Source organism: Streptomyces sp. NPDC055955, assembly GCF_042270245.1.
Taxonomy (GTDB): domain Bacteria; phylum Actinomycetota; class Actinomycetes; order Streptomycetales; family Streptomycetaceae; genus Streptomyces.
Window position 1 is genome coordinate 61,558 of sequence record NZ_JBHJYS010000021.1, and the last position, 15,482, is coordinate 77,039.

At 72.2% G+C, this 15,482-nt stretch carries 12 protein-coding genes; 2 read left to right on the forward strand and 10 right to left on the reverse strand.

Translation table 11 applies throughout. From position 1 onward, the window contains the following. The first annotated feature begins 20 nt into the window (after positions 1–20). Positions 21–1,247, forward strand: coding sequence for a serine hydrolase domain-containing protein (locus tag ACFC96_RS33675; RefSeq protein ID WP_376615732.1), 1,227 nt, complete (start codon positions 21–23; stop codon positions 1,245–1,247). A gap of 233 nt (positions 1,248–1,480) precedes the next feature. Here the strand turns inward: ACFC96_RS33675 and ACFC96_RS33680 are convergent, their stop codons facing one another. Next, positions 1,481–2,062 (reverse strand): TetR/AcrR family transcriptional regulator, encoded by a 582-nt coding sequence (locus tag ACFC96_RS33680; RefSeq protein WP_376250898.1) that lies wholly within the window; start codon positions 2,060–2,062, stop codon positions 1,481–1,483. A 10-nt stretch (positions 2,063–2,072) separates the two neighbouring features. Next, a complete protein-coding gene (locus tag ACFC96_RS33685; RefSeq protein WP_376250897.1) occupies positions 2,073–3,323 on the reverse strand; it encodes a glycoside hydrolase family 1 protein in 1,251 nt (416 codons plus the stop codon). A gap of 189 nt (positions 3,324–3,512) precedes the next feature. Between ACFC96_RS33685 and ACFC96_RS33690 the strand changes: the two genes are divergently transcribed. After that, a complete protein-coding gene (locus ACFC96_RS33690) occupies positions 3,513–5,141 on the forward strand; it encodes a family 20 glycosylhydrolase (RefSeq protein ID WP_376250896.1) in 1,629 nt (542 codons plus the stop codon). A 72-nt stretch (positions 5,142–5,213) separates the two neighbouring features. Here the strand turns inward: ACFC96_RS33690 and ACFC96_RS33695 are convergent, their stop codons facing one another. From ACFC96_RS33695 to ACFC96_RS33730, 8 genes are all read right to left on the reverse strand, one after another. Further along, entirely contained in the window at positions 5,214–6,752 is a 1,539-nt protein-coding gene (locus ACFC96_RS33695; protein ID WP_376250894.1) for an ABC transporter substrate-binding protein, read from the reverse strand. A 1,103-nt stretch (positions 6,753–7,855) separates the two neighbouring features. Then, positions 7,856–8,278 carry a hypothetical protein gene (locus ACFC96_RS33700; protein WP_376615734.1) on the reverse strand — a complete coding sequence of 141 codons (423 nt, stop codon included), beginning with the start codon at positions 8,276–8,278 and terminating at the stop codon, positions 7,856–7,858. Positions 8,279–8,328: 50 nt separating this feature from the next. After that, positions 8,329–8,820, reverse strand: coding sequence for a PLDc N-terminal domain-containing protein (locus ACFC96_RS33705; RefSeq protein ID WP_376250890.1), 492 nt, complete (start codon positions 8,818–8,820; stop codon positions 8,329–8,331). A gap of 113 nt (positions 8,821–8,933) precedes the next feature. Next, positions 8,934–9,596, reverse strand: coding sequence for an HdeD family acid-resistance protein (locus ACFC96_RS33710; protein WP_376250888.1), 663 nt, complete (start codon positions 9,594–9,596; stop codon positions 8,934–8,936). A 351-nt stretch (positions 9,597–9,947) separates the two neighbouring features. Beyond that, complete coding sequence (locus tag ACFC96_RS33715) at positions 9,948–10,157, reverse strand: hypothetical protein (RefSeq protein ID WP_376250887.1); 210 nt, start codon at positions 10,155–10,157, stop codon at positions 9,948–9,950. A 128-nt stretch (positions 10,158–10,285) separates the two neighbouring features. Then, a complete protein-coding gene (locus ACFC96_RS33720) occupies positions 10,286–10,810 on the reverse strand; it encodes a hypothetical protein (protein ID WP_376250885.1) in 525 nt (174 codons plus the stop codon). A gap of 337 nt (positions 10,811–11,147) precedes the next feature. Then, on the reverse strand, positions 11,148–13,850 hold the full coding sequence (locus ACFC96_RS33725) for a LuxR C-terminal-related transcriptional regulator (protein ID WP_376615736.1): 2,703 nt from the start codon (positions 13,848–13,850) through the stop codon (positions 11,148–11,150). Positions 13,851–14,049: 199 nt separating this feature from the next. After that, the gene (locus tag ACFC96_RS33730; protein ID WP_376250881.1) at positions 14,050–15,381 is read right to left on the reverse strand and encodes a class I SAM-dependent RNA methyltransferase; all 1,332 of its coding nucleotides are present in this window, start codon (positions 15,379–15,381) and stop codon (positions 14,050–14,052) included. Between the last annotated feature and the right edge of the window lie 101 nt (positions 15,382–15,482).

A 15,482-nucleotide genomic window follows, 5' to 3' on the forward strand; every position in this document is an offset into this window, starting at 1 on the left:
GGGCGCGGCGGTGACCGACGATGACGAGTGAGGGCGCCGCGGTGATCGAGGGCGAGGCCGCGGCCGGCTGGGAGCCGGTGCTCGACGCGTTCGCCGACGCCCAGGCACGGGACCCCGGTTCGGCACAGCTCTCGGTCTACCGGCGCGGGCGTCTCGTGGTCGACACCTGGACCGTCGCGGAAGGTGCGGGCGAGCGCCCCTTCGGGCCCGAGTCGGTGGGCCTGCTGATGTCGGTCACCAAAGGGCTGGCGGCCGTCTGCGTCCAGATGCTCAGCCAGAACGGCGAGCTCGACGTCACAGACCCGGTGTCCCGCTACTGGCCGGAGTACGCCCGCAACGGCAGGACCGCAACGACGGTCGCCGACCTCCTCACCCACAGCGCGGGGCTGCCCGCGTTCACCCGCGACCCGGCCGGTGCCGCCGCCGTCGACCTGCTCGACCGGGACGGATGCGTGGCCCGGCTCGCGGACGCGCGGCCGGTGTGGCGGCCCGGCAGCGCCTTCCGCTACCACCCGCTCACCTACGGCCACTTGGTCGGCGAGGTGGTGCGCAGGGTCACCGGCGCCACCGTCGGGTCGTTCTTCGCGGCCGAGGTCGCCGGTCCGCTGGGGCTCGACCTGTGGATCGGACTGCCCCCGCACGAAGAACACAGGTTCGTGCGGCAGCACCAGCCCGGGGCGGCGCCCACGCCCGAGGAGATCACCGCGGCACTGCACCGCGTCGGCCTCACACCGGACGACCGGCTCGCCCACTCGCTCCTGGCGTCCCTGGCCGAACTCGCCTCCGTCACCGGCGCGTTCCGCTCCCGGCAGGGCCGCGCCGCCGAGATTCCGACGGCGGGCGGCATCGGCAACGCCCGCAGTGTGGCCCGCCTCTACGCGGCTCTCATCGGCCACGTCGACGGCGTGCGGCTGCTGTCGCCGCTGACCGTGGAGCGGGCCCGGGCGCCCCGCACCAACCATCTGCCGGCGCCGGCGCCGCTGCGCCGCCCCGCGCACACGCACCCGGCCCGCTTCGGCCTCGGCTTCGAACTCCCGCGCCCCGGACTGCCGATGCTCGGCGAGGGCTCCTTCGGCCATGCCGGGGCGGGCGGCCGCCTGGGCATGGCGCACCCGGAGAGCGGCCTGGCCGTGGGCTACACCTGCACGGAGATGACGTGGGACGGGTCCCAGGGCCCCGACCCGCGCTGGATTCCGTGGACCCGGGCCATCCACCGGGCCGCGGGGCTGACCAACGGCTTGTGGTGAACGACCGGGTCCGCGCGGCACCGCGCAGAGGGCGGGACACACACCGGTGAGCAGAGCGCCGGCACGCAGCGGAACGCCGGCCCCGCGTCGGCACACAGAGGGGTCGGCACACAGAGGGGTCGACACACAGAGGGGTCGACACACAGAGGGGTCGACACACAGAGAGTCGGCACACAGAGGGCCGGCGGCGGTGTACGCCTCCAGCCCTCGTCACGTCCCTCGCGGCAGAACCGTCACTCCTCGTCCGGTTTCGCCGTCAGCAGGCTCATCACGTCCTCGATGGGCTGCTCCATGTCGGTGGACCGGTCGATCAGCCACTGCAGCTGGATTCCGTCGGCCAGGGCGATGAACAGGACCGCGAGCCGCTCCGGCGGGATGTCCGAGCGCAGCGTGCCCTCGTCCATCCGCCTGCGCAGATAGTCCGCCGTGCGCTCGCGCATCGTCGGATAGCGCTCGGCGAAGAGCGCGTGCGCCGGGTGACTCGGATCGCTCGCGGCCGCCGCCATGGACACGAACAGTTCCACGAGTCCGGGCGTGCCCGTGCCCTCCCGGATGAGTTCGCGATAGCTCTCCGGATCGGTCCGCTCCGCGTGCCGGATCCTGGCCGTCTCGTCACGCATCCGCAGGACCTGCGTCAGCAGGTCCTCCTTCGAGTCGAAGTAGTGCATGAGACCCGGAAGGCTCAGATTGCACTTGGCCGCCACCTTGCGCAGCGAGGTACCGCGGTATCCCTCACTCGCGAAGATCTCCAACGCCGCGTGGAGGATCTCGGCGCGCTTCGCCTCGCCCTTCTCGTACGGGCCCCGTTTCGCCATGTCAGCCAGCCTAGCGTGCGCTCAGAGCGCCGGCCGGGGCGTGCGGGATCCGGCCCGAGCGGGCGAGCGCGCCGAGCCGGCGGGCCGACTCCTTGGGGGTGCGCGCGAAGGTGTCCGGGTCGACGGCGATCAGCCCGAACGTCGGCCGGTAGGTGCCCCACTCGTAGTTGTCGAGGGCGCTCCAGTGGAGGTAGCCGCGTACGTCGATGCCGTCGGCCATGGCCGCCGCGAGGCTCTCCAGGGCGCGGGTGGTGTAGTCGATGCGGCGCTCGTCGTCGCCGGTCGCGATGCCGTTCTCCGTGACCATGACGGGTACGCCGGGGCCGACCACGTCGACGGTGTGCCGTACGGCCTCGCCCAGCGCCTCGGGGTAGTACTCCCAGCCGGTCAGCGTGGTCTCGGCGCCCTCGGGAACGGGCAGCGGCCCGTCCGCGCCGATGAGGTGGCGCGTGTAGGCCTGTACGCCGATCCAGTCGTCGCCCCGCGCGGCCTCGAGGAACACGTCCTCGCGCGACGCCGCGTACGCCGCCGCCACGTCCTCGGCGCCCGGTTCGGCCTGGTACACCTGGTTGGCGACCGTCCAGCCGACCTGGAGCCCCAGGCCGGCGCCCCGCAGGACCTCGGTCGCGGCGTGATGGGCGCGGATGAGGGCCTCGGTGACGTCCGCGGCCGGTTCGACGGAGGCGAAGCCCGCGGCGGCACCCACGTGGCCCGCGCCCTTCTCGGCGGCGCGGCGGTACAGGGCGGACATCAGGGCGACCATGTTGGGCTCGTTGATCGTGGCCACGTACGTCACCCCGGCCCGCAGGACCTCGAGCACCGTCCGGGTGTACTGCGCGAACACCTCGGCGGAGTCCGGCGCCGCCCAGCCTCCCCGGGCGTGGAACCACTGAGGACAGGTGAAGTGATGCAGGGTCACGACCGGCGTGAGACCGCGCTCGACCGCCCCGCGGACCATGTCCCGGTAGTGCGCGAGGGCGGCACGCGAGACGCGTCCCCGCACCGGCTCGACGCGGGCCCACTCGATGCTGAACCGGTAGGAGTTGAAGCCGAGTTCACGCAGCAGATCCATGTCCTCGGGCCAGCGGTGAAAACTGTCGGCGGCGTCCCCGCTCGGCTCGCTCACGAAGCTGTCCGGCCGGTTCTCGAAGGCCCACCAGTCGCTCCCGGTGTTGTTGCCCTCGACCTGGTGGGCCGAGGTGGCCGCACCCATCAGGAAGCCGTCCGGCAGGACGAGTTCGGACTGCGCTGAGGACGTCATACGGCCACCCCTGAAAAGCGTTCGTTGATCGGTTTTCGTGTTAGCGTACAGGTGGGGCCGGTCGGAGAGGAAGTGGCGCCGGGACGAACGCGCGGCCGGCCGGTCCGCCGGCCCGGGGCGCCGTAACGCCGTACCTGACGAACCGGTGACCGGACCCCCGGGCCTTCGGACCTGCCGGTGGAGGACTTCATGAACGCCGTCATCCCCAGCCCGGCCGGGCAAGCCGCTCAACACGGCGCCGGATCGCCTGCGGTCGCAGGGCCCTGGCGCGTCCGGGCCGACCACTCCTTGAGCGAGGTCGCCGACACCGTACGGGCGCTGCTGACACCGCACCTCGGCTCGCGGCTGCTGCCCGACGGCGCCCCGCGAGGACGCAGCAACGAGATCGTCCTGACCCTCGACGCGACCGGCGTCCCGCCCGCAAGGACCGTCGGAGTCGCGCCGGCCGGCACGGCGGAACCGGCCGACGAGGCCTATGCCCTCACCGTCGGGGCCGACAGGATCACCTGCCGGGCGCGCACGCCCGAAGGCGTCTTCCGCGCGGCGACGAGCGCCGCCCAACTGCTCCTGACGACACCGCCCGACGGCGCGATCGAGGCCCTGCAACTGCGGGACTCGCCCCACTACGCGTGGCGCGGCCTCCTGATCGACCCGGCGCGCAGCTTCGTCACGCCCGGCGAGGTGCGCCGGATCATCGACCTCGCCGCCCTCTACAAGCTGAACGTGCTGCATCTGCACCTCACCGACAACGAGGGCTGGCGCCTCGCGGTGCCGTCGCTCCCCGCGCTGACGGCCGGCCCTGACACGCCTCGGACAACGGCGGACGCGTCAGGAACACCGGACTTCTACTCGGCACAGGAGTACCGGGATCTCCAGGCGTACGCGGCGCGGCGCTTCGTCACGATCGTCCCCGAGATCGACCTCCCGGGTCACTGCGCGGCTCTGCGGGCCGCGCTCCCGGACCTCCCGCCCGCTCCCGCCCCCGAAGGGCTGGCGGACCGCTTCCCGTTCGTGCCCCCGCTCGACCTCGCCGACGCGGCCACGCACTCCGCGGTCTCCGCCGTCCTCGCCGACGTGTGCGCCCTCACGGACGGCCCGTTCGTGCACATCGGGTGCGACGAAGCCGTGGGCATCACGGCCGACGCCTTCAAGGTCGCGGTGCACGAACTGCGCGGTGTCACCCGGAAGTTCGGCAAGCGTCCGGTGGCGTGGCAGGAGTCGTCACGGGCCGGCTGCGGGCCCGAGGACATCGCGCAGTTCTGGGTCGACGTGCCGATGATGGATCTCCCGGACTCCGCCGAGGAACTCGCCGCCCGGCCCGAACTGGCCGCGTCCGGCATGACGATGGAGATCGCCTCGGCGCTCAGGACCTTCTTCGCCCCGTCCGACCACGACGTCGAGCGTGTCCTCGCGGGCGGCGGCCGGCTGCTGCTCTCCCCCCAGTCCCACCTGTACCTCGACCGGCGCTACTCGGCCGAGGTGACACCTGCCGCCCAGGCGGAGGCAGCGGCCCGCCTCGGCTTCCCCCACTACCTCCCGCGCGACGTCCGGCACACGGCGTCCTGGGACCCGGCCTCTCACGGCATCCCCGACGAGTCCGTCGCGGGCGTCGAGGCGACCCTGTTCGGCGAGACTCTGCGGGGCATCGACGACCTCACGACGCTGCTCCTGCCGCGGCTCGGCTCGGCCGCCGAGACGGCCTGGTCGGGCCGGCCTCCCCTATGGGCCGAGTACCGCGGGCGCATCGCGCGCCACGCGCCGCTCTGGCGCGAGCGCGGTCTCGTCCACTTCGCCGCCGAGGACGTTCCCTGGACATGACCGCACGAAAGAAAGAGAGGGGGCGCCTCCACCGCGGACCACGGTGGAGGCGCCCCCTTCTCGTCACTCGGTTCAGGACGTGGCGGGCGTGTAGTCGTAGATCGACGGCACGGCCATCCCGGACTGCGGCACGACCTTCACGTCCTTGCTCGACACCAACAGGAAGGACGCCCGGTAGAAGGGGGCGAACCACCCCTCCTCGACCAGGTGCCTGTTGAGCGCGCGCGACGCGTCGTCGCCCGCCTTGGTGCCACTGGCCGCCTGGACCTGCGGAAGCAGCTTCTTCACGGTCGGGTCGCTGGTGGCGAAGGGGTTGAACGCCCCCGGCACCACGAGGTCGTTCACGGTCACCCAGTCGACGGAGGACTGGCCGATGTTCATGACCATGCCGGAGTAGGCCTTCTCCTGGAAGATCTTCTGCAGGGCGGTGGCGCCGTCGAGCTGATCCCACTCGACCTTGACTCCCACGGCCTTGAAGTCGGCCTCGATCGACGAGGCCAGGGCGTCGTTGACGATGGCGGACATCCGCGGCAGCTTCAGCGTGAAGCCCTTCGCGTAACCGGCCTGCGCGAGCAGCTTCCTGGCCTTGGCCGGGTCGTGGGAGTAGTAGGTGTCCAGGCGCTTGTCGTACGCCTTCGTCTCGGGACCGAAGACCTGGTCCGTGATCTCGCCACGGCCGTCGCGGATCTTCTTGAGCATCGTCTCGCGGTCCAGCGCGTAGTTGAGGGCCTGTCGCACCCTCGCGTCCTTCAGCTGCGGTGTCCGCACGCCCCCGCGGTCGAAGAGCAGAAGCCCCTGGAAGTCGAAACTGTGCTCGGACTTGGTGAGATTCGTGTCGGGTTCGATGGACGCCTGCTGATTCGCGTCCTGGAGGACAGCACTGTCGAGCTGGCCCGTCTTGAGGCCGTTGACGACGGCCGTCTCGTTGTCGAAGACACTGATCGTCAGGGTCTTGTACGGGAGTTCCTCGCCCCAGTAGTCCTTCTTGCGGTCGAAGACGTACCTGGAGCCGATCGCCGTCTTGGCCTCGTCGAGAGTGTAGGGGCCGGTCCCCACCGGCTTCGTCTTGAGGGAGCCGCCGGCCAGCTTCTTCGGGCTCGCCATCAGGCCGGCCGCGTCGCTCAGATAGAAGAGCATCCCCGGGTCGGGACTCGCCAGCTCCAGCGTCACGTGCGTCGCGTCGGCCACCTCGACGCTCTTGAGCGCGGCGAGGTACTTCGCCCCGCCGCCTCCGCCGCCCTTGAAGTGCTCCAGGTTGGCCTTGACCGCCTGCGCGTCGAAGGCGGCCCCGTCGCTGAACCTCACCCCGTCCCGCAGGGTGAGGGAGAGCTTGGTCCGGCTCTTGTCGTAGGACCACTTGGTGGCGAGCATCGGCTTGTACGTGCCGTCGGGGGCCCTCTTGATGAGGGTGTCGTAGACCGCCTGGAAATACGGCAGGGCGCTGCCGAGCGCGGTCGCCGGGTCAAGGCTCTGGGCGTTCGTGAGGGTGGCGATGTCGAGTTCCGCCGAGCCGGCCGTGGCGGAACCGCCGCCCGTGCCACAGCCCGTGAGTACCAGGGACAGAGCCGTGGCACCAGCCGTCAATGCCCCTGTGCGGGCGGAAATCCTCATGCTGTTCTCTCCGTCTGGAGGGCCGGGCGGCAGACGTCTCCCGGCGAGGTGTCATGCGGCAGCCGGACGGCACGCTCCGCCGGCAGGCTCTTCCACGCCCGAAAACCATATTGTGATCGGTTTCTAGACGTCAATGCGCCAGCCGAAGAACGTCAATGCGCCAAGCGGCGGGGCGAACGCGAGCCCGCGGCCGCCCACGCAGGCCCCTTGCGCCCAAAAACCACTCACCGTATGGTTTTAACGATCGGGCGACGCGAAGGAGCACGGACCATGCCCCGCAAGCGGCCGAAGTTCGTCTTCTTCCTCCCCGACCAGCTGCGCGCCGGCCCTGGAACCGGCCGGCGTCGAGGCGCACCGCCACCTCCGGCCGCAGTCGCCTCCCCGTACGGCAAGCCTCGGCGTGTCATCACACCTACGCGCCCACCGAAAGCGGCTCGCCCGTCGAAGAGGAGCCGCAGAGGGAGAGCGCCGGTTTCCCCCACGTCTTGAAGGCCGTGCTCCAGCACGAGCGTCCCGGACTCGTGGACCGCGCCATCGCCGTACGGGACAAGGAGTGGGGCACGTGTGGCGCCTGCATGAACCGGCCGAGTTCTACGACGTTCTACGACCGCACCCCCGTATCCGGACGAGCGGGGCGGCCTCGCGGGCCGCCCGGAGCACACCGAGGTCGAACAGCGCATGAACCCGGGCGCTCCCCCGCCAGGCCGGACGACACCGCGGATGTCATCCCGCCCGGCGAGGACCCCCGCTGCCCCGGCGTCGGTCCAGGGCCTTTCGTCTGGATCAGGCCGGATCAGGGAGCGGGTGCCGGCGCCGGGCGTCGCACGGCGGAGGAAGGGTCCCAGACGGAACGTCGGCGACCGACGACAACGCCGCGCGGCGCGGTACCGGCACCCGCGAGCACGGCATGATCCGAACGACAGGCCCTGGCGGTCCCGGCCGGCGAACCGGACCTCGACGTGACGGCGAGGTGGAGACCGCCTCGCGCAGCCCGCCCGGGCGTTCGTGCGACGGCAGGAGTCGAGGCGCTGACCGGGCCACGGGCAACGCCTCGACTCCTGCAGGTTCCCTCTGCCTCACTCACACGCCGTGACGTGCGCGCCCTAGAACCAGTCGGACCCGTCTTTCCGGACCACGCACAGCGCCCAGATGACGAAACCCGAGATCGCGATCAGCACGACCGACCAGATCGGGTAGTACGGCAGGGAGAGGAAGTTGGCGATGATGACGAGCCCCGCGATGACCACGCCGCCGACGCGTGCCCACGTCGCGGTCCGGAGCAGCCCGAAACTGATGATCACCGCGATCACGCCCAGGACGAGGTGGACCCAGCCCCAGCCGGTCAGGTCGAACTGGAAGACGTAGTTGCGTGTGGTGACGAAGATGTCGTCCTTGGCGATCCCCATGATGCCCCGGCAGATACCGAGCACACCGACGAGCATGAGCATGATGCCGCCGAAGATCGTCAGGCCGCCCGCCCACGCCTGCTTCGTCGAGTCGGCCGGCTGCGAGTGTGTCGCGGTCATGGTGGTGCCTCATTTCGTGTTCGTCCGGCGCGCGCTCAGCGTCCGGAGCTTCAGGAACCGGAGGAGCCTTGGGAGCCGGAGGCGGTGTCGGTACCCGGGGCACCCGGGGATTCGTCCGGACCGTGGCCGGCCAGCACCAGTTGCTTCGCCTTGCTGAACTCCTCCTCCGTGATGTCGCCGCGCGCGCGGATCTCGGACAGCCTGGCCAGCTCGTCGACGCTGCTGGGCCGGTCCGTGGCGCCCGCGGTCTTCCTGATGTAGCTGTCGAAGGCCTTCTGCTGCTCACGGGCCTGCGCGATCTCCCTGCGGCCCATGTTCTTGCCGCGGGCGATCATGTAGACGAAGACGCCCAGGAAGGGCAGGAAGATGGTGAGCACCAGCCAGCCGGCCTTCCCCCAGCCGCTCATCTCGTCGTCGCGGAAGATGTCGCCGATGACGCGGAAGAGCAGGACGAACCACATGATCCACAGGAAGAACCAGAGCATGCTCCAGAAGACGCTCATCAGGGGATAGTCGTACGCCAGGTACGTCTGCGCGTTCATGTCTCTTCTCCGTCCCGGGCGCTCGCCCAGCCGCCTTTTCCTGCCGTCTTCAGCGTGGGCCGACGGGGACCGGGTCGCCTCACCCGACGGGGGTGAACCCGGTGGGTGGGGTGTCAGGCCGTCGGGGCCCGGCCGGACGAGCCCGTGACGCCCGCCTTCCGAAGCGCGGACCGCCAGGCGAGGGCGACCGCCGCCTCGGCCAGGCCGAGCAGGACGAGCCACAGGCCGAGCAGCCGGGTCAGGGCTTGTGCCGACTCGGCGGGCAGGGCCAGTACGACGATTCCCGCGACGATGCCGAGCACCGCGACGCCCACGAGCACGCCGCGGTGGGGCAGGTCCTTGGCGGCGATGGCGGTGTAGAGGGTGAGGACGCCGGACACGAGCCAGACGACGCCGACGATCAGCGAGAGCGCGGTGATGGTCTGCAGCGGGTTCCGCAGGCACAGCACTCCGGCCAGGAGGAACAGCACGGCGATGAGCAGTCCCGACAGCCGTTCGCCGTGCTCGTCCCGCGCGAAGACCGCCACGAACCGGAACACCCCCATGACCAGCAGGTACAGGCCGATGAGGACCGCCAGGACGTGCAGTGTCTCCGCCGGCCAGACCAGGATCAGGATGCCGGGCACCAGCGTGACGACCGCCGAACCCAGGATCCAGGTCCATGAGCGGCCCAGGCGCCCCAGTGCGTCGGCGGGATCGTCGACCGGCCGGGGGCCCGCCCCGCCGGCAGGGGGTTCCGGTCCGTTCTCCGGCGCCGGACCACGCGGCATGGTCATGGCTCCTCCTCGCATGATCGAGCGGGTCGCTCCCGGACCGCCGAACGGCCCGGCGGTCCGCGGGGACCTGACAGCTTCAGCGTCCCGCGCGCCGCAGCCCGCCGGGTCACCCACGGCGGGTGATCCGGCGGCGCCACCAGGGCGATGAGGTGTGGAACTGTGGAACGGGGGGCGTCCGCACGCCACGCGGCCCGACCCCACCCGACCCGACGTGGTGGCGTCCGCACCCCACGCGGCCGGGCCCGACCCGACCTGGCCCGGCCCGGCCCGGCGGAGGAAGGACCACGACCCCGACGAACCGATCCACCGCCTCCCCGGCGCCGCACAAGCAGGCTGCCGGAGCGCCTCCGATCAGTCGGCCCGGCCCTCCGGCAACTGCCGCATCTCCAGCACCCGTAGTCCCAGCGACTGGAGGCGGGCCAGCAGCCCGTACAGGTGCGCATCGTCCACCACGGGCCCGAACAGGAGCGTCTGGCCGGCCATCATCACGTGGCCCAGCTCCGGGAAGGCCTTGGTCAGCGTTTCCGACATGTGTCCCTCGACGCGGATCTCGTAACGCATGGGCATTTCTCCCGCGAGCAGCGTGGGGCGGATGGGCGGCACCCTCACCTGCGAGCCTCCGCCTCCGCGCCCGGCCGGGCCTCACCCGGTACAGGTGACCCGCCTTCATCGGCGTACGGCGATCCGGCTCAGTGCTTCAGGACGATCTTGAAAGTGATGATCAGCAGACCGAGCATCAGGTTGACCAGGGCGGTGCCGGCCATGAGACGCCGGGGGGCACCGGCCCGGCGGGCCGCGGCCACGGACCAGCCCACCTGCCCGGCCACGGCGACCGACAGCGCCAGCCAGAGCGCGCCCTTCACGTCCAGCCCGAGAAGAGGGCTGACGGCCACCGCGGCGGCGGGCGGGACGGCCGCGTCGACGATCGGCCACTCGTCGCGGCACACACGCAGCACGGTCCGGCGGTCCAGTGCCTTCCGCCGCGCCAGCCGCGCTCCGAACAGCTGCGCGTGTACGTGCGCGATCCAGAAGACCACGCCGGTGAGCAACAGCAGCAGCACCAGCTCCGCGCGGGGAAAGGAGCCCAGTGCGCCGGCGCCGACGACCACGGAGGCCGCGAGCAGGGATCCGTAGACGCCGCCGGTGTAGTCGGCACGTGCTCGGCGCTCGGCTCTGTCCGGTCCGCCCGTGACGGGTCCGGTGGTTCGGGACACGCGTGCCTCCTCGGGATCGGCCCCCTCCGGCCGGTCCTCGCCCCGGCCGGAGCGTCGGTGTTCTGCGGGCGGGGGCGGCTCCGGCGGCCGGCCGGCGGGCGGGGTGCGGCCAGGCAGGTGAGGAGGGTGATGCCGCCGGTGGCGAGGCTCGCCGCCTCAGGCCGTCGAGCCGCGCCGTGGCGCAGGAGCCTGTGACGGTCTCGACCCTTCACGGCGACAGTCCGGCGCTGCCGCCCCTCCCATCGCAGCCGAGGTGCCCGCGCCGCGCCTCACCCGCCACGGGGGAGGTACTGCGCTCGCGGCGGGCCGGCGGTTCGAGCCGGCCGCCGGCGACCGTTCACACCAGTCCGAGCTCGCGCGCGCGGCGCACCGCGTCGTTGCGCCGGTTCACGGCCAGCTTCCGGTAGACGCTCTTGAGGTGGGTCTTCACCGTGTTCACCGACACGTAGAGGTCAGCGGCGATCTCCTCGGTCGACATCATCCGGGCCAGCCGCTCCAGCACGTCCCGCTCGCGTCCGCTCAGCTCCCCCGCGACGAGGGCGGCGGGCCGCGCGTCGACCGTGGCCGGTTCACCAGGACGCGACGGAGCGGGCGTGAGCCAGTCCGCGGCCAGCTCCTGGAGCGGCGCGGTGGACAGCAGAGGCCGGATCCACGGCCGCGCGTCGAGGAAGGGCCTGCGAAGCCGCTCGCGCCGTGCGCCGAGGAGCGCCTGCGCGACGAGCCTGCGCGCTGTGGCGTCGTCCCCCGCTTCCTGCGCGACCTGGGCCCTGACCAGCGCTGCCCGGACGGTCACCGCCGGCCCTATCCGGCCCCCGGTGTCGATGCTGTCGAGCAGAACGACGGCCTCTTCCGGGCGGCCCGCGGCGAGCAGCATCCGCGCGGCTTCCACCGCGCAGGCCGGCTGGTCGCCGGTGACGTCCTGGAGCACCTCGGCGGCCGCCCGAGGCCGTCCTTCGGCCAGCTGCGCGGCCGAGGCGACCAGCGCCTCCTGGCCCGCCGCCCAAGGAGAGGCCACACGGACACGGATGCCTGGGTCCGCCGCCTCCACGGCGGCTCGAGCATGCCCCTGGATCAGCAGGAGACGCGCCGTGGTGACGGCCCGGACCGCGGCGATCACCGGATCGTGCTTCGCGGAGGGGAGTGGGGCCGACTCGTCGAGAAGGGTCTGCGCCCGGCTCAGCTCGTCGCGGTCCACGGCCACGGCGGCCAGCACCAGCAACCCGATGCCCGTGCCGGCACCCGAGACGCCCGGCTCGGGCAGCCGGAACCTCTCCGCCTCGGAGGCGCCCGCGAGAGCCTTGCGCTCCGCCCTGTCGGTCCAGCCGTTCAGGTGGTCGATCAGCGCCAGGTGCCCCAGCGACTCCTCCCGGGGCAGCACGGTCGACGCCTCGCCATGGGTGCCCGCCACGCTGGTCAGGGCGGCACGCGCGTCCTCGAAGCGCCCGGCCCACAGGCGGGCGGAGCCGAGGTGGGTCATGAGGAGCGCGTGGAGTTCGGGATGCCGGTCCAAGAGGTGCTCCGGGACCTCCGGCCGGAGCCGGGCAGCCGCCCTCGCGGCCTCCTCGGCCTGCTCGGGAGAACCGGTCAGCCGGGCGGCCAGCGTCTCCAGCAGCGCACAGCTCAGCCGGGCGGCCGCCCCGGTGTGCGGGTCGGCATGCGGGTCGGCGGCAAGCTGCTCCTCGGCCCGGCGCAGATGGGACAGACCGCGCTCGGCGTCGCACCGGGACAGATCGCGGGCCGCCCGGACGAGTTCCGTCGCGGGACCGGTGGCCTCGGGGTCCATCCCGGAGAACAACTGGTCGAGGTCACCCGAGCGCAGGCCGGTGAAGAGCTGTCCGATCGCCAGGTCGTCGACGAGGGCGCCGGCGGTGAGACCCCAGTCGCCGGAGGCGGCGCCGTGAGCGAGTGTCTCCGCCAGGGATCCGGAACGGCGCAGCCACAGCGCGGCACGCCGGTGGAGCTCGGGCTCCAGCCCCGGCAGGCGGACCCGCAGGTGGGCCCGGAGTATCTCCCCGAACAGCGGGTGGAGCCGGTACCACGAGTGCCCGAGGTCCTCGACGAACGCGTTCGCGCGGTGCAGCTCGACGAGCAGGGACTCGGCGTCGGTCCGTCCGGTCAGCGCGTTCGCCAGATCAGGACGGAATCGCGGGAGGACGCTGACGCGCAGCAGGAGATCCTGTGTCTCCTCCGGCTGCCGCTTGAGCACCTCGGCCAGCAGGAAGTCCGCGACCGCGCTGCGGTCCGCCTCGAACTCCTTCAGGTAGAGCTCCGGGGCCGCGCTCTCCCGCGCGGCCAGGGCGCACAGGCACAGGCCGGCGGCCCAGCCCCGGGTGCGGTCCACCAGGCCGCGCGCGACGTCCACTGGCACGCGCAGACCGTGCAGTTCCAGGAGCGGGACGGCCTCCTCGGGAGTGAAGGCCAGCTCGGCGCCGCGCAGCTCCGTCAGCTCGCCGGCCGCCCGGTAGCGGTGCAGCGGCAGCAGGGGTTCGGTGCGGGTGACGAGGACCAGGCGCATGCCCTGCCCGGCGTGGCGCAGGACGAATTCCAGCTGCTCCGCGACCTCGGGAGTGGTCACGCGGTCGAACTCGTCGATCACGACGGTCACCGGCCGGTCGCGCGCGTCCAGGTCGGCGGCGAGCGCAGCCAGCAGCCTGCGGTCCACTCGGGCCGCCTCCAGGGGGATCCCGACGGTGCCGGAGACCGGCGCGCCGCACGCGCGCAGAGCCTCCAGGACGTACGCCCAGAACACCCCGGGCTGCCGGTCCTCGTCCTCAGCGGTGAGCCAGGCGACCGGCTGCGGCAGACCAGCGGCCCAGTCGGCGGCCAGCAGGGTCTTGCCCGCGCCCGCCGCTCCGTTGATCAGGGTCAGCCGCGTCCGAAGTGCCTCGTCGAGGTGCCGGTCGAGCCGCTGCCGCCGCAGGTAGGCGGCGGGTCGCGTCGGCAGGGCGATCCGCGTGCGGAGAAACGAGCCCCCCAGAGGATCCACGCACGGAACACGTGGATCGACCCGCCCAGGATCATGCTCGTGAATCTCCGCCACGGCGCTCACCACCGCTGCCTGTCAGGGGTCGAGTCATGGACCCTCTCACCCCAAGGATCCCAGCCTTTCCGGCCGTGCGCGCGGGGGCGGGTCCTCGACGGGGAACGCGGGGCATGCCGCTGCCGCACACCGGCCACCCTCAGGCAGGCCCCGCGACGGTTCGGTCCGCGGGGCCGCCGCACATGTGCCGAACCTCAGGTCAGGCGTCCTTCTTCACCGGCTCCAGGATCGCCACGCACTCCACGTGGTGCGTCATCGGGAACAGGTCGAACGCCCGCAGCGTCCGGACCTTGTAGCCGCTGTCGCGGAAGTACGCCAGGTCCCGGGCAAGTGCCGCCGGGTCGCACGCCACGTAAGCGATACGCCGCGCGCCCAAAGACGCCAGGTGCTCCACCGTCTTCTTGCCCGCGCCCGCGCGCGGCGGGTCCAGGACGATCAGGTCGACCTCGGTGATGCCCGTGCGCGGGAGGACCGACTCGACCTTGCCCTGTTCGATGCGGACGCGGTCGAACGCGGCCAGGTTGTGGCGGGCGTCCTCGACCGCGCGCTTGCCGGACTCGATGCCGAGCACCGCGCCCTGGTCGCCGATGCGGTCCGCGATCGCGCCGGCGAAGAGGCCGACGCCGCAGTACAGGTCGAGCGCCATCTCGCCCTTGCGGGGCAGCAGTCCCTGCATGACGGCCTTGACCAGCGTGTCCGCCGCCTGCGGGTGCACCTGCCAGAAGCCGCCGCTGCCGACGCGGTGCGTGCGGCCGTCGGCGCGCTCGCGGACGAACCCGCGGCCGTGGACCCGGTGGATGCCGCCGTCCTTCTCGTCGACGCGCAGCACGGAGACCGGCTTGTCGAGTTCGACCAGGGGCAGGCGCGCGCCGGGGCGCGGGGTCAGGATGACCTGGCGGTCCTGGGAGCCCGTGGCCGCGATCGCCTCGATGGACTCCATGCCCGTCCAGTCGCGCTTCTCGATGCCGAGTTCGCTGACGCCCGGCGCCGCGATCATGCAGTGCTCGACCGGCTCGACCTCGTGCGAGCGGTGGCGGCGCAGGCCGGCCTTCCCGGTGTCGGGGTCGACCGCGTACTGCACGCGCGTGCGCCACTGCGGGACCTCGCCCGCCGGGAGCTTGTCGCCCTCGGCCGGCATGACCGTGCCGTCCCAGCCGGCCTCCTCGGGCGTGAGGCCCGCGAGGCGCTGGAGCTGCTCGGTGATGACCTCGCCCTTGAGGCGGCGCTGCGCGCCCGGCTTGGCGTGCTGCCAGTCGCAGCCGCCGCAGCGGCCGGGGCCGGCGTAGGGGCAGGGCGCCTCGACGCGGTCCTTGGACGCCTCGATGACGGTGACCGCGTCGGCGCGCAGGAAGCGGGCGCCTTCCTCGCCGTCCGTGACGCGGGCCACGACCTTCTCGCCGGGCAGCGCGTGCCGGACGAACAGGACCTGGCCCTCGTCTGTGCGGGCGATGCAGTGGCCGCCGTGGGCGACGGGGCCGATCTCGACCTCGTACTCCTCCCCGACCAGCGACTTCTTCGGTTCTGCCTGCATGGCGGGGGACTCCACAACGTAAGAGAGCAAGGGACACGGCGAACGGCCGGACAACAGCCCACCAGTCTACGTGGGTGTGATCCGGCCGCTCGCCACACGAG

Coding starts and splice junctions, on each gene's coding strand:
- ACFC96_RS33675 (WP_376615732.1), top strand. CDS start 21: ATGACGAGTGAGGGCGCCGCGGTGATCGAGGGCGAGGCCGCGGCCGGC.
- ACFC96_RS33680 (WP_376250898.1), bottom strand. CDS start 2,062: ATGGCGAAACGGGGCCCGTACGAGAAGGGCGAGGCGAAGCGCGCCGAG.
- ACFC96_RS33685 (WP_376250897.1), bottom strand. CDS start 3,323: ATGACGTCCTCAGCGCAGTCCGAACTCGTCCTGCCGGACGGCTTCCTG.
- ACFC96_RS33690 (WP_376250896.1), top strand. CDS start 3,513: ATGAACGCCGTCATCCCCAGCCCGGCCGGGCAAGCCGCTCAACACGGC.
- ACFC96_RS33695 (WP_376250894.1), bottom strand. CDS start 6,752: ATGAGGATTTCCGCCCGCACAGGGGCATTGACGGCTGGTGCCACGGCT.
- ACFC96_RS33700 (WP_376615734.1), bottom strand. CDS start 8,278: ATGACCGCGACACACTCGCAGCCGGCCGACTCGACGAAGCAGGCGTGG.
- ACFC96_RS33705 (WP_376250890.1), bottom strand. CDS start 8,820: ATGAACGCGCAGACGTACCTGGCGTACGACTATCCCCTGATGAGCGTC.
- ACFC96_RS33710 (WP_376250888.1), bottom strand. CDS start 9,596: ATGACCATGCCGCGTGGTCCGGCGCCGGAGAACGGACCGGAACCCCCT.
- ACFC96_RS33715 (WP_376250887.1), bottom strand. CDS start 10,157: ATGCGTTACGAGATCCGCGTCGAGGGACACATGTCGGAAACGCTGACC.
- ACFC96_RS33730 (WP_376250881.1), bottom strand. CDS start 15,381: ATGCAGGCAGAACCGAAGAAGTCGCTGGTCGGGGAGGAGTACGAGGTC.